Origin of the sequence: Enterobacter pseudoroggenkampii, assembly GCF_026420145.1 — a bacterium.
Taxonomy (GTDB): Bacteria; Pseudomonadota; Gammaproteobacteria; order Enterobacterales; family Enterobacteriaceae; genus Enterobacter; species Enterobacter pseudoroggenkampii.
Genome location: NZ_JAPMLV010000001.1, coordinates 1,756,061 through 1,775,767, shown reverse-complemented (window position 1 = coordinate 1,775,767; position 19,707 = coordinate 1,756,061). Strand labels below are relative to the sequence as shown.

Sequence of the window (19,707 nt, the reverse complement as noted above, 5' to 3'; positions counted from 1 at the left end):
TCACTCTCTCTCCATGTTCAGCGGGAAATGACAGGCGTAAAGATGATTTTTCGCCCCGGTCAGGCGTGGCGTCTCGATACATTTACGCTGAGCATAGGGACACCGCGGCCCCAGACGACAGCCTATCGGCAGGGATTCCAGCAGCGGAATCGCCCCCGGCAGGGTATTCAGGCGGCTTTTATGCGGCATCGCGCTGCCAAAATCCGGAATCGCGCGGATAAGCGCCTGCGTATACGGATGATGCGGCGCGGTGATCAGGTCTTCACTCGGCGCGGTTTCGACCGTTTGCCCGCAGTACATCACGTCAATTTTATCCGCCCATTTGCTGAGCATTTGCAGGTCATGGCTGATCAGCAAAATGGTGGTGTTGTTATTCTGGTTGAGACGCGACAGCAGGCGGAAGATTTGCGCCTGCGTGGTGGGTTCCATCGCGTTGGTGGGCTCATCCGCAATCAGCAAACGCGGCTGATTAGCCAGCGCGATGGCAATCATCACTTTCTGACATTCGCCGTCGGTAAGCTCGTACGGGAAGCTGCGCATCGCATCTTTGTGATCTTTTATCCCAACGCGGTGTAAAAGCTCGATGGCGCGACGCTTGCGCCAGCCAACGCGCTGCCACCAGCGGCCTTTATAGGTCCAGCCGGGGATGTTCTGCATCAGCTGTTTGCCCACGCGTTCGGACGGGTCGAGACAGGACTGCGGCTCCTGGAAAATCATCGAGACGTTATGCCCGACCAGCTTACGCCGCTCGCGGGGGGAGAGGCGCAGCAGATCGATATCATCAAAACGCATACGGTCTGCGGTGACGCGCCAGTTGTCTTTCGCTACGCCGCAGATGGCTTTGGCGATCAGGCTTTTGCCTGAGCCGGATTCACCCACCAGCCCGCGAATTTCACCCTCGGCGAGGGTAATGCTGATGCGATCGACGGCTTTAACCCAGCCTTCACCGGTTTTGAATTCGATGGTGAGGTTGCGAATATCAAGAAGCGGCATTATTGCACCCCCGCATTAATTGCACGGCGAATACCGTCGCCCAGCAGGTTGATGAGCAGCACGCTCACCATAATGGCCGCACCCGGCAGCATAACCGTCCACGGTGCCACGTAAATTAACTCCAGCGCGTCACCGAGCATCGCACCCCATTCGGGCGACGGCAGCTGCGCTCCGAGGTCGAGGAAGCCGAGCGCCGCGATGTCCAGGATCGCCATCGACAGGGCGCGGGTGATCTCAGTGACCAGCCCGGCGGCGATGTTAGGCAGCACGGCAAACCACAGAATGTTGAAGGTCGTCGCGCCGTCCAGACGGGCTGCGACGACATACTCTTTTTCCAGTTCATCATGCACCATGCTGTAAACCGAGCGCACGATGCGGGGCAGGATAGCCAGCCAGACGGCGAACATGGCATGCGACAGATGGGGACCGGCAAAGGCAACCACAATGATCGCCAGCAGCAGGGACGGAATCGACAGCAGCGTATCCAGAATGTGGTTAAGCACCGCCGAGCGCAGGCCATGCGTGGATCCTGCAAAAATACCGAGCGCCAGCCCGCAGATCGTTGCCGCGAGCGTCACCACAAATGCGCCGCCAACCGTCGGGGCTGCACCGCTCAGCAGGCGGCTCAACACGTCACGTCCGAGGTCGTCCGTTCCCAGGAAGAAAGAGACTTCACCGTAGCGCGACCAGGACGGTGGCAGCAGCTGATAGCCAAGGAACTGCTGGTCAATGCCGTACGGTGCAAACCACGCGCCAAAGACGCACAGCAACACCAGACCGGCACAGCCATAAAGGCCGATCATTGCCGTGGTGTCACCATAGAATTTACGCCACACGGTACGCAGCACGCCGGGCGTGCGCTTTTCACTGTATACGCTATCGTAAGGCATACCATTCCTTATGCTTCAATGGGTTAGCCATAGCACCCAGAATATCGGACAACACGTTGACAATAATCACCAGCGAACCAATCACCATCACACCCGCAGAAATAGCGGCGTAGTCCTGCTGGCGAATGGCGTTAATCAGCCATCGCCCAAGGCCTGGCCAGCTAAAGACCATCTCGGTGATCATGGCCAGCGTCAGCATGGTGGAAAACTGTAATCCAAGACGCGGAATAACCGGCGGTAGCGCGTTGTGCAGGACGTTGCGACGCAGTATGGTCAGGCGTGACAACCCGCGCGTGGCGGCGGCTTTGACGTAGTTCTGGTCAAATACCTCGATGGTGCTCAGGCGCATCAGGCGGATCACTTCGGTTGTCGGCGCAACCGCCAGGGTCAGCACCGGCAGTACCATATGGCGCAGGGCGCTGACGATCATCTCGTGGCGCCACACCGAATCGGACAGCCACGCGTCAATAATGGCAAAACCCGTCACCGTTTTAACCGTATAGAGCAGGTCAAAACGCCCCGAAACCGGCAGCCAGCCCATCGTCAGCGAGAAGAAAAGCGTCAGCAGCAGCGCCAGCCAGAATACCGGGATGGAGAAGCCGAACAGGGCGAGGGCGCTGATAAACTTATCCTGCCATTTGTTGCGATAGATCCCGGCCAGCATGCCCACGGGAATGCCAACCATCAGGGCAAAGCCGAAGGCCAGAATGCACAGCTCCATCGTGGCCGGGAACACCTCTTTCAACTGCTGGGAAATCAGCTGCCCGTTAATGCTGGACACGCCGAAATCCCAGTGCAGGAGCCCGTTAAACCAGAAGAGCCAGGCATCCCACAGCGACGACCCCTGAAGCGGGGCATGGGGCGTGAAATAGCTCAGGCTGAAGCCGACAAAGTTCAGGAAAAAGAGCGTCACCAGCAGCAAAAGGAGCCGACGTAAGGTAAAAATAATCATGGTTTTTTCACCTCTTGTTCTTTTTCACGCGACACGCCAGCGAACGAGGCGTTGCCGAACGGACTCAGTACCAGACCTTTAATATCATAACGATAGGCCTGAAGACGCAGGGAAGAGGCCAGCGGCAACACCGGCAGTTCCTGGGCGAGGATCTTCTGCGCTTCATCATAGGCGTCAATACGTGAGGCCAGCTGCTGGGAAGCCAGCGCTTTTTGCAGCACGGCGTCAAACTCCCGGTTACACCAGTGGGCGTAGTTGGTCTGCGAGTTTATCGCCGCACAGCTCAGTAGCGGCCGGAAGAAGCTGTCCGGATCGTTACTGTCGGTCGCCCAGCCGGTCAGGGTTAAATCATGATTCATGTCCATCAGGCGCGCCTCCTGGAAACGGCCCTCAACCGGTACGATGATCACTTTGACACCCACCTGCGCCATATCTGCCTGCAGCAGTTCGGCGGTCTTGAGCGGGCTGGGGTTCCACGCCTGGGAACTGGTGGGCACCCAAAGCTGCAGCGTCAGATTTTCCGCCCCCAGCGCTTTCAGCTGCTCACGCGCTTTTGCCGGATTGTATTCCGTAATTTTAGCTTCACCGTCATAGGCCCACGAGGCGCGCGGTAAAATTGAGGCGGCGGTTTCCGCCGTGCCGTAGTAGATCGACTGCATCAAACGCTGGTTGTTAATCGCCAGCGCCAGAGCGTGCCGAACGGCAGGGTTATTCAACGGCGGTTTATCTGTGTTAAAGGCCAGATACGCGATATTCATCCCGGGGCGTAACGTCAGACGCAGGCGCGGATCGTCGCGCAGAATGGTGAGCTGGCTGGCCGCGGGCCAGGCAAGGACGTCACATTCCCCGGTGAGCAATTTCGACAGACGTCCCGTTCCGCCAGAGCCGAGATCCACCACCACCTGCGGCATCAGCGGCGTACCGCGCCAGAAGTGTTCATGGCGCTGCAGACGAATATATTGACCGGCGCGATATTCGGCCAGCTGGAACGGACCGGTGCCAACCGGCTGGCGATCGAGCAGTTCCTGACGATCCTTTTTCGTCAACTGAGCCGCGTATTCGGCCGACATGACGGACGCATAGTGGGTTGCCAGGTGCCAGAGGAAGGAGGCATCCGGGCGCGTCAGCGTGAATTCAACCGTGCGGTTGTCCAGTTTGCGCACGCTTTTCACGGTGTCGGCAAACTGCAGGCTGTCGAAATAGGGGAAATTGCTGCCGTTAACGTTATGCCACGGGTGGTTGCGGTTAAAGATACGCTGGAAGGTGAAGACCACGTCATCTGCGTTCAGCTTGCGCGTAGGGGTAAACCACGGTGTGCGTTGAAACGCGACGTCATCGCGCAGGTGAAAACGGTAGGTTGCGCCGTTATCCAGCACTTCCCAGCTTTCCGCAAGCTCAGGCACCAGACGGTAGGTGTACGGGTCAACATCAAGCAGACGATCGTAAAGCTGCGCGGCAAGGGTATCCACAATCAGGCCGCTGCCCGCTTTTTGCGGGTTGAAGGTATCCACCTGGCCGCTTACGCAATAGACGAAGCCGCTGTCACGAATGTCAGGCTGCGGCGCTAGCCCGGGCGCGGCAAAGGCCAGGCTGCTAAACAGACCAAGTGCAAAAAAGGACGATAAAACCAGACGCATAATTTTTAAGGTATTATATATGAAGTGGCTATCCTACTAATTTTAAACGACATTATCCAGTGTCGTTTAAGCCTGAGGGCATAATGGGGGCAGTAACGTTTGCAGTCGGTCACTCAGCGTCACAACCAGATGCACGTTCATACCTGCAATCCACTTTGAATATACCTCATGGACTATCTTAGCATTTTCGTGGCGCATCTGACTCGCTATAAACGAAGGATTCGCTCCGGCGGATAGCATCAAGCTTGTGAATGTATGTCGCGAATGACAGGAAGACATGTTGTCGCTATCAGATCTGGGATCATACTTTCTGAAGAAAAATAGCTGTTAAAATGCGGCCGTTTATCACCAGATCTGAGAGCAGATCAAGTACGGGTAAGGCAATGGCATACGCACAGTCTAAATAGCATAGAGTAAAAATGCTCACTTTGTTGTTACGTGCGTACCTGCCACCCTGGTTCATTTTTTCAGCACTTTCATAAGCATCATCAGTACAAACGCTATCATTGCAGACAGGCCAAACTTGATCAGAATTGCTGTGAAATCATAGTTATTCATGGCTTCTTCACCATCGCCTGATATCTGGATATGTTGCATGAAAACATCATTAATCCAGCTGTCCGGTAAGAGGATAAAACAGGCAATAAGTAAAACAACGAATTTTATGATTTTCATCTCACACCACATTTACTGAAGTCAGGTACACCACGAACATCAATTTCGATGCAAATACCATTTTGGCTACCCTATTTGGCGGGTTGAATGGTCAGTTCCAGTATTCATATTTCGTCGTCATCACGGCCTTATGTTTTTCCACATACTGTTTACCCGTCCGATCGGCTGGGACAATCGTGGTATCCATATTGGCGCGTGTGCATTCTCCATGCGAGTTCCACTCCTCACACGTTGTCAGGTTTTTTTCAATGGTGAAATACGTCTGGGTCTTGCTCAGGGACAGCTCACGGCCCTCGTTATCGTAGGCATACTCTTCTATGGTTGAGGGGGACTCGGTTTTGATCAGGCGATCATTGTCATCATAGCTGTATACAGTTGTATTGTTATCTATTGCCAAACTTCCTTTGCTTACCACCCTTGCCAGCAACCCTGATGAATTGAATACGTAGTCTATTGTGCCCACTGTGGTTTTATCTTTATCTCCTGGTTTTGTGGCCGCAATAATCGAACGATTAACCACGTGGCTGATAAGTCCTTTGTTGTTCAGCTGGTACATTCCCTCCAGCGTCTGCCGATATAATTGTGTGGCCTTCTGACTGTTGTTATCGACTATTACGCCGTTCGCATCCAACTGAATGCGCCAGCCAAATTCCGTTCTGTTTAACTGAATTTCATTGGTAGTCGTGAAAACATTTTTCGGGCCCGGTGAGGTTTTGACCTCTTTAACACTGCTGCCAGTGAGCTCACCGCATGGATTAAAGTTGCTTTGAACCGATGCGCGGATATACCCATCAGGGCTATCAACAGTGATTTCCACTGACTTAGGGATTTCGGTTCTTGTCTGCTGGTTCAGGAGGATGAAGTTGTTCAGTTTGTTTTTAGCGAAAGTTTCCGCTGTGCATTGTGCTGCATAAGTCTGAAATGAGCAGAGGGATAGAAAAGTAATAAATAGGTTTTTATTATTGAATGGCATTGTTTGTTGTCCTAAGGAGTAGAGCAGTTATCCAGGCTTGGCTTTATAAAATGTCTGCTGTTAAATGCTGATATTGTCAGCGCATTTGATGCTTTTTAAGCAATGCCCTTAACTGATGGTAGGTCAGACCCAGCAGTTCAGCCGCCCCTTTCTGGTTGTATTTCGCCATCTTCAGGCTTTGCTCCAGCAGCTGTTTCTCCTGGTCGTGCTGGAACTGGCGTAAATCAAGGGGGAGAGTAGGGTGATCGCCTGAAGACGTTGGCACGGTCAGCGACGGCACGTTGCGTTGAAAAGGGTCGATAATGATGTTGTCCAGCTCGGTCTCGCTGCTGCCGTGGCGATAGACGGAACGCTCCACGACGTTTTTCAGTTCGCGGATATTTCCCGGCCAGTGGTAAGCAAGCAGCGTCTCCTGTGCATAATCGCTGAAGCCGGGGAACAGCGGCAGTCCGAGCTCGCGGCACATCTGAATCGCAAACTGGTCTGCCAGCAGCATGATGTCGCTTTTGCGCTCGCGCAGCGGAGGAAGCTGAACGACGTCAAAGGCCAGGCGGTCAAGCAGGTCGGCACGGAATTTCTCCTCCGCCACCATCTCCGGCAGGTTGGCGTTCGTGGCGCACACCAGGCGCACGTTGACCTGCAGCGGCTGGCTACCGCCGACGCGCTCCAGCTCGCCGTATTCAATCACGCGCAGCAGTTTTTCCTGCACCAGCATGGGCGCGGTGGCCAGCTCATCAAGAAACAGCGTACCGCCGTCGGCGCGCTCAAAGCGTCCGGGATGGCGCTTCTGGGCACCGGTAAACGCGCCCGCTTCATGGCCGAAGAGCTCGGTATCGAGCAGGTTTTCATTCAGCGCCGCGCAGTTAAGGGAAATGAAGGGGCCGTCCCAGCGCCCGGATAAATAGTGCAGACGGTTAGCTATCAATTCCTTTCCCGTTCCGCGTTCACCGATGATCAGTACCGGTTTGTTGAGCGGCGCCAGGCGAGAAACCTGTTCCAGCACTTCCAGAAAACTGTTTGCTTCGCCGAGTAAATTGTCTTTGTATCCAGGCATGATGAAATTAACCACTCCTTAGTGATATTCACCAGGCAAGAATAGTTCTTTACTGCATGAAAATCAATCAGTCTCAGTAAAATCAATAAGATAAAAACTTGGCATGATGTTTGTATTATCTGTACAGCAGGGCATAGCCCGATAACAGAACTATGAGGATTTAATTATGGGTATTTTTTCTCGTTTTGCCGACATCGTGAACGCCAACATCAACTCACTGCTTGAGAAGGCGGAAGATCCGCAGAAGCTGGTTCGCCTGATGATTCAGGAGATGGAAGACACGCTGGTTGAAGTGCGTTCTACCTCCGCCCGTGCGCTGGCGGAGAAAAAACAGCTTACGCGTCGTATTGAACAAGCTACCGCTCAGCTGAACGAATGGCAGGAAAAAGCGGAACTCGCGCTGCGTAAAGATAAAGAGGATCTGGCTCGTGCGGCGCTGATCGAAAAACAGAAGCTGGCAGAGCTGGTCGCGACGCTCGAGCATGAAGTGACGCTGGTGGATGACACGCTCACCCGTATGAAGAAAGAGATTGGTGAGCTTGAAAACAAGCTGAGCGAAACCCGCGCGCGTCAGCAGGCGCTGACCCTGCGTCACCAGGCGGCAAGCTCTTCCCGCGACGTGCGTCGCCAGCTGGACAGCGGTAAGCTTGATGAAGCGATGGCGCGTTTTGAATCGTTTGAACGTCGTATCGACCAGATGGAAGCGGAAGCCGAAAGCCACGGCATCGGTAAGCAGAAGTCGCTGGATCAACAGTTCGCCGACCTGAAGGCCGATGATGAAATCAGCGAGCAGCTGGCGGCACTGAAAGCCAAAATGAAGCAAGACAACCAATAATAATTCCTGCGGCACCTGAGCGTGCCGCATCGTAAGACAAGGAGTACACATGAGCGCGCTTTTTCTGGCCATTCCCCTGACAATTTTCGTGCTGTTCGTTTTGCCGATTTGGCTATGGCTGCACTACAGCAACCGTTCTTCACGGGGCGAACTTTCCCAGAGTGAACAACAGCGTCTGGTTCAGCTCTCCGATGAGGCGAACAAAATGCGCGAACGCATTCAGGCGCTGGAAGCCATCCTGGATGCTGAACATCCAAACTGGAGGGACCGTTAATGTCTGGACTGAATCTGAACAAAAAGTTGTGGCGTATTCCGCAGCAGGGCATGGTGCGCGGCGTTTGTGCCGGGCTGGCTCATTATCTTGATGTCCCGGTAAAACTGGTGCGCGTGGTCACGGTGCTATCGATCTTCTTCGGACTGGCGTTTATTACCCTGGTGGCATATATCGTCCTGTCGTTTGTCCTTGACCCGATGCCGGAAGGAGAACTGGCTGCGGAAGGTGCCCCCACCAGCAGCGATCTTCTCAATGCGGTTGATGCGCAACTCTCCGCCGGTGAGAAGCGGCTACGGGAAATGGAACGCTATGTCACGTCGGATACCTTTACGCTGAGAAGTCGTTTTCGTCAGCTTTAAGAGAGAGATGAGATGAAACAACACTGGCAACAGGCCGGTCAGAAGGTAAAACCCGGCCTGAAAATCGCAGGTAAACTGGTCCTGCTGACCGCGTTACGGTTCGGACCGGCAGGTGTGGCGGGGTGGGCAATAAAATCCGTTGCCCGCAAGCCGGTCAGAATGGTGCTGGCCGTGGCGCTCGAACCGCTGTTGCAAAAGGTGGCAAAACGGCTTTCTCGCCGCTACTTATCCCAATAACCCCCGCTGGCGTTAGCCCTTTCCCTTCCGGGAGAGGGACTGACGACGGTTAACCGCATTTTCTCTTTTTCCCGTGCTTTCTTTGCGGCAGCTCACAATATTACGCTGAGCTGCTTTGCAATCACCTTTTTCCTCTTCCAGGTCCGTTGACAGATATTTTTCATGGGAGTAGATTGCCACTTCGTGGGACCGCTACCATGGAAAATGAAATGAAGGCAAAAATTAAAGAACTCATTAATCTTGTTTATGGGGTAACGTTTTCTGAAGCCCAGTTTAAGGTGCTGATGGAAAATATTGGAAAGGCCGCTTCTGTTATTACAGAGAAGCGTAAAACGGGATGGGATGAAAAAGATGTTGTTCTGATTACCTATGCCGATCAGTTTTCAGCGAAAGGGGAGAAGGCGCTGCCGGTTTTTACACGTTTTTATAACAAATGGCTTTCCCAATCTTTTTCTCATGTCCATCTTTTGCCTTTTTATCCATGGTCTTCGGACGACGGATTTTCTGTTATTGATTATCATGAGGTTGCGCCTGAAACGGGTACGTGGCGAGATGTAGCTGAATTAAAACAGTCCACCAGCTTAATGTTCGATTTCGTCTGCAACCACATGTCATCCAAAAGTAAATGGTTCTCTAATTATCTGAAGCAAACGCCTGGCTATGATGATTTCTTTATTTCTGTCGATCCTGAAACAGATTTATCCGCGGTGACGCGTCCGCGTGCCTTACCGCTTCTTACACCTTTCACGCTGCATGATGGCAGCGTGCGACACCTGTGGACCACCTTCAGCGAGGACCAGGTTGATCTTAACTTTGCCTCTCCGCAGGTGCTGATCGCGATGGTGGACGTGTTGCTGCATTACCTGATTGAAGGGGCGCGATACATTCGTCTGGATGCTGTGGGCTTCATGTGGAAAATACCCGGAACAAACTGCATCCACCTTGAGCAAACCCACCAGCTTATCCAGCTTTTCCGCGCTATCACTGAAGCTGTCGCCCCGGGGACGGTGATTATCACCGAGACGAACGTTCCGCATAAAGATAACGTCGCTTACTTCGGTGACGGTGAAAATGAAGCGCAGATGGTTTATCAGTTCTCTTTGCCGCCGCTGGTATTGCATGCGGTGCATTGTCAGGACGTCCGGACGCTGAGCCAGTGGGCAGCGTCGCTGAGGCTGCCTTCGACGAAAACCACCTGGTTTAACTTCCTGGCCTCGCATGATGGGATTGGTCTGAATCCGTTGCGCGGAATTTTACCTGAGTCGGAAATCCTCTCTCTTGTGGAGAAACTTCAGGCTGAAGGGGCGTTGGTTAACTGGAAAAATAACCCGGATGGTACACGCAGTCCTTATGAAATTAATGTGACCTATCTGGATGCATTAAGTACACGTGACAGTCTTGATAGCCATCGGATTGCCCGGTTTATTCTGGCGCATGCCGTCCTCTTAAGTTTCCCCGGCGTGCCCGCGGTTTATATCCAGAGTATTCTCGGCTCGCGTAATGATTATGCAGGTGTTGAACGTCTGGGATACAACCGCGCGATAAATCGTGAAAAATACATTGCAGGACAAATTGATAGCGTGCTTGAAGATAAAAATAGCCTGCGCTCTCAGGTCTATTGCGCATTAAGCCAGTTAATCGCGCTGCGTCGGGCGGAAAAAGCATTCCATCCTGACAGTGAAGCTTATTTTAGTGCGTCAGGTGAGCATGTATTAAAAATCGTTCGCGTGGCGGATTGTGGCGAAAAAATAACGGCGCTGTTTAATTTCAGCGATGGCATTCAAACGGTGGAGTCCGATATTCAATCCGGAACGGAGTTGATTGCCGGAAAAGATATTACAGATAAAACGCTGACCCTATATCCATGGCAGGTGTTGTGGATTAAAGAAAACTAAAAAGGACCTTAAAAATGAAAATGCCCAGAATTGTGCTGATATCATCACTGGTTTCGTGCGCCCTGTTATCAGGCTGCAAGGATGACAAAAAGTCTGCTGTCACCATTGAGTTTATGCACTCATCTGTCGAGCAGGAGCGTCAGGCGGTTATCACGAAGCTGATCGAAAAATTTGAGAAAGAGAACCCCGACATCACGGTGAAACAGGTGCCGGTAGAAGAGGATGCCTACAACACCAAGGTTATTACGCTCGCCAGAACGGGCGCACTGCCTGAGGTAATTGAAGTCAGTCATGACTACGCGAAAGTCATGGACAAGGAACAGCTGCTGGATCGCAAAGCTATTGGTGAAGCCATTAAAGCGGTAGGCGAGAACACCTTCTATGACGGCATCTTGCGTGTTGTGCGTACGGAAGATGGTTCTGCCTGGACGGGGGTGCCAGTCAGTGCCTGGCTATCCGGCGTCTGGTATCACAAAGATGTGCTTGCTGCAGCGGGTATCCAGGAGCCGCATAACTGGGAACAGCTGCTGAAAGCCAGCCAGAGCCTTAACGACCCGGCCAAAAAACATTACGGCATTGCGCTGCCCACCGCGGAAAGCGTGATGACAGAGCAGGCATTCTCCCAGTTTGCGCTTTCCGGCGGCGCGAACGTTTTTGATGCCAAAGGGAACGTCGACATCGATACCCCTGAAATGGCAAAGGCCCTGGCGTTTTATAAAGCCCTGGCCGCGACCACCATGCCGGGTTCAAACGACGTCATGGAGATCAAAGATGCCTTCATGAACGGTTCTGCGCCGATGGCGGTTTACTCCACCTACATCCTGCCGGCGGTATTCCAGGATGGAAACCCTGCCAACCTGGGCTTCGTCGTCCCAACAGAAACATCTTCTGCAGTTTACGGCATGGTCACGTCGCTGACGATTACCACCGGTCAAACCGAAGATGAAACTCAGGCGGCTGAAAAGTTTGTGACCTGGATGGAGCAGGCTCAAAACGCAACCGACTGGGTCATGATGTCGCCTGGCGCGGCACTGCCGGTGAACAAGCTGGTGGTGGGCACTGATACCTGGAAAAACAACGATGTGATTAAAGCGTTTGGGCAACTGCCTTACGAACTGATTGCGCAGTTCCCAAATGTTCAGGTGTTTGGTGCCGTGGGCGACAAAAACTTCACCCGCATGGGCGATGTAACCGGGTCCGGCATCATCAGTTCCATGGTGCATAACGTCACGGTAGGTAAACAAGATCTCAGCAACACGCTTAGTGACAGCCAGAAGCGACTGACTGATCTGATTTCACAACGATAGGAGCGCTCTGCGGAAGGAAATTATGAAGACGTTGTTTTCTGGTCGTTCAGATATGCCTTTCGCCATGCTGCTGTTGGCCCCCAGCCTGATTTTGCTGGGGGGCCTAGTGGCCTGGCCAATGATTTCCAATATTGAAATCAGTTTCTTACGTCTGCCACTGAACCCGCGTATAGATGCGGTGTTCGTCGGGCTCGATAACTACATCCGCATTCTCGGGGATGCTGCTTTCTGGCACTCGCTGTGGATGACCTTCTGGTACACCGCGCTGGTGGTGATTGGCAGCACGGGGCTGGGGCTGGCTGTTGCGATCTTCTTTAACCGTGAATTCCGTATGCGGAAAACGGCGCGTTCACTGGTAATTCTGTCCTACGTTACGCCGTCCATTTCGCTGGTGTTTGCATGGAAATACATGTTCAACAACGGCTACGGCATTGTGAACTATCTGGGCGTTGACCTGCTGCATCTGTATGACCAGGCGCCGCTGTGGTTCGACAATCCTGGCAGCAGTTTTGTACTGGTGGTGCTGTTCGCCATCTGGCGTTACTTCCCGTACGCGTTCATTTCGTTCCTGGCGATTTTGCAGACCATTGATAAGTCGCTGTATGAAGCGGCGGAAATGGACGGCGCGAATGCCTGGCAGCGTTTTCGAATCGTTACGCTACCCGCGATTATGCCGGTGCTGGCAACGGTGGTGACGCTGCGCACTATCTGGATGTTCTACATGTTTGCGGATGTCTACCTGTTGACGACCAAGGTCGATATTTTGGGCGTATACCTCTACAAAACGGCATTCGCATTCAATGATTTGGGTAAAGCAGCGGCGATCTCCGTCGTGCTGTTCGTGATCATCTTCGCGGTGATTCTGCTGACCAGAAAAAGGGTAAACCTCAATGGCAACAAATAAACGCGTACTGAGCCGCATTGGTTTTTATCTGGGGCTGGCGGTGTTTCTGGTCATCACGCTGTTCCCGTTCTTCGTGATGCTAATGACGTCATTTAAGAGTGCGAAAGAGGCAATATCGCTTAACCCGACCATATTGCCGCAGGCGTGGACGCTGCAGCATTACGTCGACATCTTTAACCCGCTGATTTTCCCGTTTGTGGACTACTTCAAAAACAGCATGGTGGTGTCGTTGACTTCCTCGGTGATTGCCGTGTTTCTCGGCACGCTGGGGGCCTACGCCTTGTCAAAACTGCGTTTTAAGGGCCGCACGACGATCAATGCGAGTTTTTACACCGTCTACATGTTCTCCGGGATATTGCTGGTGGTGCCGTTGTTCAAAATCATCACTGCCCTTGGGATCTACGACACCGAGCTGGCGCTGATTATCACCATGGTGACCCAAACGTTACCGACCGCGGTGTTCATGCTGCGCAGCTATTTCGACACCATCCCGGACGAAATCGAAGAAGCCGCGATGATGGACGGCCTGAACCGCCTGCAAATCATCTTCCGCATCACCGTGCCGCTGGCGATTTCCGGGCTCGTGTCGGTGTTTGTCTACTGCTTCATGGTGGCGTGGAACGACTACCTGTTTGCGTCCATTTTCCTGTCCAGCGCCAGCAATTTCACCTTGCCGGTCGGGCTGAACACGCTCTTTAGCACGCCAGATTATATCTGGGGTCGCATGATGGCGGCATCGCTGGTGACGGCGCTTCCGGTGGTCATCATGTACGCCCTGTCTGAACGTTTTATTAAAAGTGGTTTGACCGCCGGTGGCGTGAAGGGCTGAGGCGGCCAATTTTAACAAGGAGTCAGTCATGAAAAAATTAGTTGCGACAGCGCCTCGTGTGGCGGCGCTGGTGGAATATGAAGATCGTCCGGTTGCGGTTCATGAAGTGAAAATTCGCGCTCGCTTTGGCGCGCCGAAACACGGTACCGAAGTGGTGGATTTCCGCGCCGCCAGTCCGTTTATCGATGAAGAGTTCAACGCGGAGTGGCAGATGTTTACCCCGCGTGACGAGGGTTCTGCCCGCGGGATCGAATTCGGTAAGTTCCAGCTGGGCAACATGATTGTTGGCGACATTATCGAATGCGGTGATGACGTCACTGAATATCAGATCGGCGACAGCGTCTGCTGCTACGCACCGCTGCAGGAAACGGTGATCGTTAACGCGGTAAATAACTACAAGCTGCGCAAAATGCCGCAGGGTGCCTCCTGGAAAAACGCCGTTTGCTACGATCCAGCGCAGTTCGCCATGAGCGGCGTGCGTGATGCCAACGTGCGGGTCGGCGATTTTGTAGTCGTGGTGGGGCTGGGGGCGATTGGGCAGATTGCTGTCCAGCTGGCCAAAAAAGCCGGGGCGTCCGTTGTGATCGGTGTCGACCCAATCGAACACCGCTGCGAGATCGCCCGTCGTCATGGGGCAGACCACTGTCTGAACCCAATCGGCACGGATGTCGGTCTGGAAATCAAAAAGCTGACCGGGAAGCAGGGCGCGGACGTGATCATCGAAACCAGCGGCTATGCAGATGCACTGCAGTCCGCGCTGCGCGGACTTGCCTATGGCGGCACCATCTCCTACGTAGCCTTCGCAAAACCGTTCGCGGAAGGCTTTAACCTCGGCCGCGAAGCGCATTTCAACAACGCGAAGATTGTCTTCTCCCGCGCCTGCAGCGAACCCAACCCGGACTACCCGCGCTGGAGCCGCAAACGTATTGAAGAGACTTGCTGGGAACTGCTGATGAACGGCTATCTGAATTGTGAGGATCTGATTGACCCGGTCGTGACCTTCACCACCAGCCCGGAAAGCTACATGACGTATGTCGATCAGCACCCGGAACTCAGTATCAAAATGGGCGTCACTTTTTAAGCTAAGGAGAGCACATCATGAAAATCGCAACGCAAAACCAGGCCTTTTTCCCGACCGATATCATGGAAAAATTCGAGTACATCAAAGCGATGGGTTTTGATGGCTATGAAATTGATGGCCGACTGCTGGTAGAAAACCTCGCCGAGGTAAAAGCGGCCATCAAAGCCACCGGTCTGCCGGTGACGACGGCCTGCGGTGGATACGATGGCTGGATTGGCGACTTCATCGAAGAACGTCGTCTGAACGGGTTAAAGCAGATTGAACGCATTCTGGAAGCGCTGGCTGAGGTGGGCGGCAAGGGCATTATCGTGCCTGCTGCCTGGGGAATGTTTACCTTCCGCCTCCCGCCAATGACCTCCCCACGCAGCCTGGAAGGAGACCGCAACACGGTAAGCGCCTCCCTGCGCTGGCTGGATGAGGTCGCGGCGCGTACCGGGACGACCATCTACCTGGAGCCGCTGAACCGCTATCAGGATCATATGATCAACACCCTTGCTGACGCGCGTCGCTATATCGAAGAGAACGGCCTGAAGCACGTGCAGATCATCGGCGATTTCTATCATATGAACATCGAAGAAGACTCGCTGACGGATGCGCTGCATCAGCACCGCAATCTGCTGGGCCATGTGCACATCGCAGATAACCACCGCTATCAGCCGGGCAGCGGTAGCCTCGATTTTGCCAGCCTGTTCGATCAGCTGCGTGCGGATAATTACCAGGGTTACGTGGTGTATGAGTGCCGTGTCCGCGCCGAGGATCCGGCGCAGGCTTATCAGGACTCCCTCACTTATTTGCGTGAATGCTAAGGATGACGAGCGTGATGAGTGCTTCTTCACCTTTGCCTCTGCGCGTCGCCATTATTGGCGCCGGGCAGGTCGCGGACAAAGTGCATGCCTCGTATTACGCCACGCGCAGTGATGTTCAGATGGTGGCTGTCATGGACAGCCATCCTGAACAGGCTCGGGCGTTTGCGGAGCGTCATGGTATTCCCTCGGTATGGCAGGATGCGCGAGAGATGCTCGAGGCGGTTAAGCCGGATGCGGTGAGCGTCTGTTCGCCTAACCGGTTCCATTTCGAGCACGTCATGGCCGCGCTGGAAGCGGGCTGCCACGTAATGTGTGAAAAACCGCCGGCTATGACGCCGCAGGAGGCCGATAGGATGCGCATGACCGCGCGCAAGGCGGGGAAAGTGCTGGCGTATGATTTTCACCATCGTTTTGCTCTCGATACGCAGCTGCTGCGTGAGGCTGTGATGAAGGGGGCGCTGGGAGAAGTTTATTACACCACGGCCCAGGCGCTACGCCGCTGCGGGGTTCCAGGCTGGGGCGTCTTTACCAACAAAGCGCTACAGGGCGGTGGGCCTCTGATTGATATCGGTATCCATATGCTCGATGCCGCAATGTACGTGTTGGGGTTCCCGGCGGTAAAAAAGGTGACGGCACACGGCTTCCAGAAGCTGGGAAACCGTAAAAGCAGCGGCCAGTTTGGCGAGTGGGATCCCACGCAGTTTACCGTTGAGGACGCCCTCTTTGGCACCATTGAATTCTGCAACGGCGGCATTCTGCGTCTGGACACATCGTTTGCACTCAATATCCGGGAGCAATCGATCATGAACGTCGCATTCTGCGGAGAAAAGGCGGGCGCTACGCTGTTCCCAGCGCACATCTACAACGATGAAGGCGGTGTTTTAGTCACCCTTACGCAGCGTGAAGAAGCTGACGACCAGCGTCATATGCGCAGTATGGATGCCTTCGTACGGCATGTGCTGGGAGAGCCCGTCACGATAGCTGATGCGGAGCAGGGGCTGGTTATTCAGCAGCTTGTCGCCGCGCTGTATGAATCAGCAGAAACAGGGGAAAGCGTGACCTTATGCTAAACGTGTCTGTATTAACCGACCCGGGCTTTTGTCCACACAGTCTGAATAAATACGCCTCTATCATGGCCTGCGGTAATGGCTACATGGGGATCCGCGCTGCGCATGAAGAAGATTACACCCAGCAAACCCGAGGCATGTATCTTGCGGGTCTCTATCATCAGGCGGGTCGTAACGAGACCACTGAGCTGATCAATCTGCCGGATATCACCGGTATTGATGTTGAGCTGGATGGCGTCAATTTCACGCTCCTGTCAGGCGAAATTCTCGAGTGGCAGCGCGAGCTGGCGTTTGCCAACGGCGAACTTCATCGCCGCGTCGTCTGGCGCTCCCCCAACGGAAAGCGCTATCGCCTGGAAAGCCGTCGTTTTGTCTCTCTGGATCAGCTGCCGCTTGTGGCCATGCAGCTTTCGATCACACCGCTTGATGATGTCACGCAGGCCGTGCTGAAAACCGGCATTGATGCAACGCAAACGAACAGCGGCAGACAGCATCTGGATGAAATGTCGGTCAGAGTGTTTGACCAGCAATACATGCAGGGCGTGTATGAAACGCAGGACCGTGCGTCAGAAGTTGTTGTTTCGGCATTTTGTCAGCTCTCTGCGAAGAGCGACAGCTGCTTCACCGCCAAAAATCGTCGTCTCAGCGTTCATCATTCGCTGACGATTGCGAAGGGTGACACTGTCACGTTAGAAAAGATCGTCTGGGTGACGCATCGCAGTGATAAAGCACTGTCGCAGGCCTCTTTCGCTCGCAACGCGCTGGCCGATCTTAAGGTCTGTGCGGCAAGAGGCTACGACGCGTTGCTTGAGAGCTCATCGTATGCCTGGGAAGAGGTCTGGCGTGACGCTCGGGTGGAAGTGGACTCTAGGGAGTATCAGGATCAGATGGCGCTGGATTACGCCGTCTGGCATTTGACCACCATGACACCTGCTCATGATGAGCGGAGCAGTATCGCCGCCAAGGGGCTGACGGGCGAGGGGTATAAAGGCCACGTCTTCTGGGATACCGAAATTTTCCTGCTGCCTTTCCATCTCTTCACGCGTCCCCGAACCGCCCGCAGCCTGCTGCGCTATCGCTGGCTTAATCTCTCAGGCGCACGGGAAAAAGCCCGTCGCAACGGCTGGCCCGGTGCGTTATTCCCATGGGAGAGCGCCGCGAGCGGCAAAGAGGAGACGCCGGAGTTCGCGGCGATCAACATCCGAACCGGCACGCGCCAGAAGGTGGCCTCTGCGCTGGCGGAACACCACATCGTGGCGGACATTGCCTGGGCCGTCGTCGCTTACTGGCAGGCGACACACGATGATGCCTTTATGCGGAATGAAGGTCTGACGCTGCTGATGGAAACCGCTGCGTTCTGGATGGGCCGCGCAACGGAAATCAATGGTCGTCTCGAAATCCATGACGTCATCGGACCGGACGAATACACCGAGCATGTGAACAACAACGCTTATACCAACTATCTGGCCTGGCATAACGTTGCCTGCGCACGCCATTTTATGGCGATGTTTGGGCGCGAGGATGAAGGTTTTACGCAGAATGCTTCACGGTTCCTGGCGCGCTTATGGCTACCAGAGGCTGACGCGGACGGTGTGATCCCCCAGGATGATACCTTCATGGCAAAACCTGCCATCGATCTGAGCCGCTACAAAGCCAAAGCGGGTAAGCAGACCATTCTGCTCGATTATTCCCGCGCGGAAGTCAACGAAATGCAGATCCTTAAGCAGGCCGATGTGGTGATGCTTACCTACCTGTTGCCGGAGTGGTTTACCCCGCAGCAGTGTGCCGCCAATCTGGCGTTTTACGAGCCCCGCACAATCCATGACTCTTCGCTGAGCAAGGCCATTCACGGCATTGTTACCGCCCGCTGCGGTGACACCGAAGGTGCCTACGCCTTCTGGCGTGATGGCGTCGCCATTGACCTTGGGGACGACCCGCACAGCTGCGATGACGGGATTCACGCTGCTGCGACCGGCGCTATCTGGTCCGGCGTCATTCAGGGCTTTGCCGGTATGCAGATAGTGGAAGGGGAACTGCACCTTGCGCCCAGGTTGCCGGCCCACTGGCGAAGACTTGCTTTCCCCCTGCGCTGGCGGAACGCAACGCTGCGCTTTACGTACGAAAACGAGGTTTTAACCATTGAAGCTTCGGCACCTGTCACGCTGACGCTGTGGGGCAAAACGCTACACGTATCGGGGCATAAAGTTTGTGCCTGTAAGGACTTTCTTACATCTGTGAATGGGACCGCTACCACGGAGGTGCACCATGACGCTTAAGGCTGTTGTATTCGATCTGGACGGTGTGATCACCGATACCGCACACCTCCATTTTTTGGCCTGGCATGCAGTGGCGGAGGAAATCGGCATCACCATCGATGAAGTGTTTAACGAACAGCTGAAGGGCATTAGCCGCATGGATTCCCTTCAGCGCATCCTGAAGCATGGCGGGAAAGAGGGAACGTTTAGCGATGAGCAGTGCCTGGCGCTGGCGACGAAGAAAAACGCGTTCTATGTCCAGTCTCTGGCGTCACTGACGGAAGATTCACTGCTTCCCGGTATTCGCGACGTGCTGGCGGATATCCGTACGGCGAACGTCAAAATTGGGCTCGCCTCCGTTTCCCTGAATGCCCCTGGCATCTTGCGCGCCCTGGGCATTCAGCACGCTTTTGATTTTTGCGCCGATGCTTCCCTCATTATCTGTTCGAAGCCTGACCCGGAGATCTTCCTCGCCGCCTGTGCTGGCCTGAATGTGCGTCCTGAAGAGGCGATGGGTATCGAAGATGCACCTGCAGGCGTTGAGGCGATCAACGCGGCGGGAATGCTATCGGTTGGGATTGGATCTGGCCTGAACCATGCGGGATTACAACTTGATTCAACGCGGGAACTGACCTGGAAATGTCTGACCGAGTTTTGGGCATCCCGGACGTATTGATAAGGAAT

Annotated in this window: 20 protein-coding genes and 1 pseudogene; 13 read left to right on the top strand and 8 right to left on the bottom strand. The window is 54.2% G+C overall.

The genetic code is table 11. From position 1 onward, the window contains the following. The 8 genes and pseudogenes from sapD to pspF all read right to left on the bottom strand — a co-directional run bounded on the left by sapD (window position 1) and on the right by pspF (window position 7,174). Window positions 1-993: a putrescine export ABC transporter ATP-binding protein SapD gene (gene sapD, locus OTG14_RS08665; RefSeq protein ID WP_008501228.1), complete on the bottom strand. Its 993-nt coding sequence runs from the start codon at window positions 991-993 to the stop codon at window positions 1-3. Then, on the bottom strand, window positions 993-1,883 hold the full coding sequence (gene sapC, locus OTG14_RS08660) for a putrescine export ABC transporter permease SapC (protein WP_024907136.1): 891 nt from the start codon (window positions 1,881-1,883) through the stop codon (window positions 993-995). The genes sapD and sapC overlap by 1 nt, the downstream gene beginning before the upstream one ends. Beyond that, window positions 1,870-2,835: a putrescine export ABC transporter permease SapB gene (gene sapB, locus OTG14_RS08655; protein ID WP_024907137.1), complete on the bottom strand. Its 966-nt coding sequence runs from the start codon at window positions 2,833-2,835 to the stop codon at window positions 1,870-1,872. Before sapB ends, sapC begins: the two co-directional genes overlap by 14 nt. Beyond that, window positions 2,832-4,472: an ABC transporter substrate-binding protein SapA gene (gene sapA / locus OTG14_RS08650; protein WP_267214943.1), complete on the bottom strand. Its 1,641-nt coding sequence runs from the start codon at window positions 4,470-4,472 to the stop codon at window positions 2,832-2,834. The genes sapB and sapA overlap by 4 nt, the downstream gene beginning before the upstream one ends. A 66-nt stretch (window positions 4,473-4,538) precedes the next feature. Then, window positions 4,539-4,736 (bottom strand): annotated as a pseudogene (locus tag OTG14_RS08645) (site-specific integrase); the annotation flags it as partial. 195 nt (window positions 4,737-4,931) lie between these two features. Then, window positions 4,932-5,147: a hypothetical protein gene (locus tag OTG14_RS08640; RefSeq protein ID WP_024907139.1), complete on the bottom strand. Its 216-nt coding sequence runs from the start codon at window positions 5,145-5,147 to the stop codon at window positions 4,932-4,934. Window positions 5,148-5,238: 91 nt separating this feature from the next. After that, window positions 5,239-6,120 carry a hypothetical protein gene (locus tag OTG14_RS08635; protein WP_267214942.1) on the bottom strand — a complete coding sequence of 294 codons (882 nt, stop codon included), beginning with the start codon at window positions 6,118-6,120 and terminating at the stop codon, window positions 5,239-5,241. Window positions 6,121-6,196: 76 nt separating this feature from the next. Beyond that, window positions 6,197-7,174 carry a phage shock protein operon transcriptional activator gene (gene pspF / locus OTG14_RS08630; protein WP_267214941.1) on the bottom strand — a complete coding sequence of 326 codons (978 nt, stop codon included), beginning with the start codon at window positions 7,172-7,174 and terminating at the stop codon, window positions 6,197-6,199. A gap of 166 nt (window positions 7,175-7,340) precedes the next feature. Here pspF and pspA point away from each other — a divergent pair, with 166 nt between their 5' ends. The 13 genes from pspA to pgmB all read left to right on the top strand — a co-directional run bounded on the left by pspA (window position 7,341) and on the right by pgmB (window position 19,699). Then, entirely contained in the window at window positions 7,341-8,009 is a 669-nt protein-coding gene (gene pspA / locus OTG14_RS08625) for a phage shock protein PspA (RefSeq protein ID WP_021240283.1), read from the top strand. A gap of 49 nt (window positions 8,010-8,058) precedes the next feature. After that, window positions 8,059-8,283 carry an envelope stress response membrane protein PspB gene (gene pspB / locus OTG14_RS08620; protein WP_023312045.1) on the top strand — a complete coding sequence of 75 codons (225 nt, stop codon included), beginning with the start codon at window positions 8,059-8,061 and terminating at the stop codon, window positions 8,281-8,283. Next, the gene (gene pspC, locus OTG14_RS08615; protein WP_090416709.1) at window positions 8,283-8,642 is read left to right on the top strand and encodes an envelope stress response membrane protein PspC; all 360 of its coding nucleotides are present in this window, start codon (window positions 8,283-8,285) and stop codon (window positions 8,640-8,642) included. The genes pspB and pspC overlap by 1 nt, the downstream gene beginning before the upstream one ends. Before the next feature lie 12 nt (window positions 8,643-8,654). Next, entirely contained in the window at window positions 8,655-8,879 is a 225-nt protein-coding gene (pspD, locus tag OTG14_RS08610) for a phage shock protein PspD (protein ID WP_023312043.1), read from the top strand. Between the two features lie 197 nt (window positions 8,880-9,076). Beyond that, the gene (locus OTG14_RS08605; RefSeq protein WP_280924536.1) at window positions 9,077-10,774 is read left to right on the top strand and encodes a sugar phosphorylase; all 1,698 of its coding nucleotides are present in this window, start codon (window positions 9,077-9,079) and stop codon (window positions 10,772-10,774) included. Between the two features lie 14 nt (window positions 10,775-10,788). Continuing rightward, on the top strand, window positions 10,789-12,081 hold the full coding sequence (locus OTG14_RS08600) for an ABC transporter substrate-binding protein (protein ID WP_267214939.1): 1,293 nt from the start codon (window positions 10,789-10,791) through the stop codon (window positions 12,079-12,081). Between the two features lie 22 nt (window positions 12,082-12,103). Continuing rightward, window positions 12,104-12,985 carry a carbohydrate ABC transporter permease gene (locus tag OTG14_RS08595; RefSeq protein WP_022648300.1) on the top strand — a complete coding sequence of 294 codons (882 nt, stop codon included), beginning with the start codon at window positions 12,104-12,106 and terminating at the stop codon, window positions 12,983-12,985. Beyond that, the gene (locus tag OTG14_RS08590; protein WP_023335920.1) at window positions 12,972-13,814 is read left to right on the top strand and encodes a carbohydrate ABC transporter permease; all 843 of its coding nucleotides are present in this window, start codon (window positions 12,972-12,974) and stop codon (window positions 13,812-13,814) included. Before OTG14_RS08595 ends, OTG14_RS08590 begins: the two co-directional genes overlap by 14 nt. Window positions 13,815-13,842: 28 nt before the next feature. After that, window positions 13,843-14,895: a D-guloside 3-dehydrogenase gene (ycjQ, locus tag OTG14_RS08585; RefSeq protein WP_090416712.1), complete on the top strand. Its 1,053-nt coding sequence runs from the start codon at window positions 13,843-13,845 to the stop codon at window positions 14,893-14,895. A 17-nt stretch (window positions 14,896-14,912) separates the two neighbouring features. Next, window positions 14,913-15,701, top strand: a complete 789-nt coding sequence (ycjR, locus tag OTG14_RS08580; protein ID WP_267214938.1) for a 3-dehydro-D-guloside 4-epimerase — start codon at window positions 14,913-14,915, stop codon at window positions 15,699-15,701. Window positions 15,702-15,715: 14 nt separating this feature from the next. Further along, window positions 15,716-16,771, top strand: a complete 1,056-nt coding sequence (gene ycjS / locus OTG14_RS08575) for a D-glucoside 3-dehydrogenase (protein WP_425340242.1) — start codon at window positions 15,716-15,718, stop codon at window positions 16,769-16,771. Next, window positions 16,765-19,044 (top strand): glycoside hydrolase family 65 protein, encoded by a 2,280-nt coding sequence (locus OTG14_RS08570; RefSeq protein ID WP_267214936.1) that lies wholly within the window; start codon window positions 16,765-16,767, stop codon window positions 19,042-19,044. Before ycjS ends, OTG14_RS08570 begins: the two co-directional genes overlap by 7 nt. Then, window positions 19,034-19,699 (top strand): beta-phosphoglucomutase, encoded by a 666-nt coding sequence (gene pgmB / locus OTG14_RS08565; protein ID WP_267214935.1) that lies wholly within the window; start codon window positions 19,034-19,036, stop codon window positions 19,697-19,699. The genes OTG14_RS08570 and pgmB overlap by 11 nt, the downstream gene beginning before the upstream one ends. The last annotated feature ends 8 nt before the right edge of the window (window positions 19,700-19,707 follow it).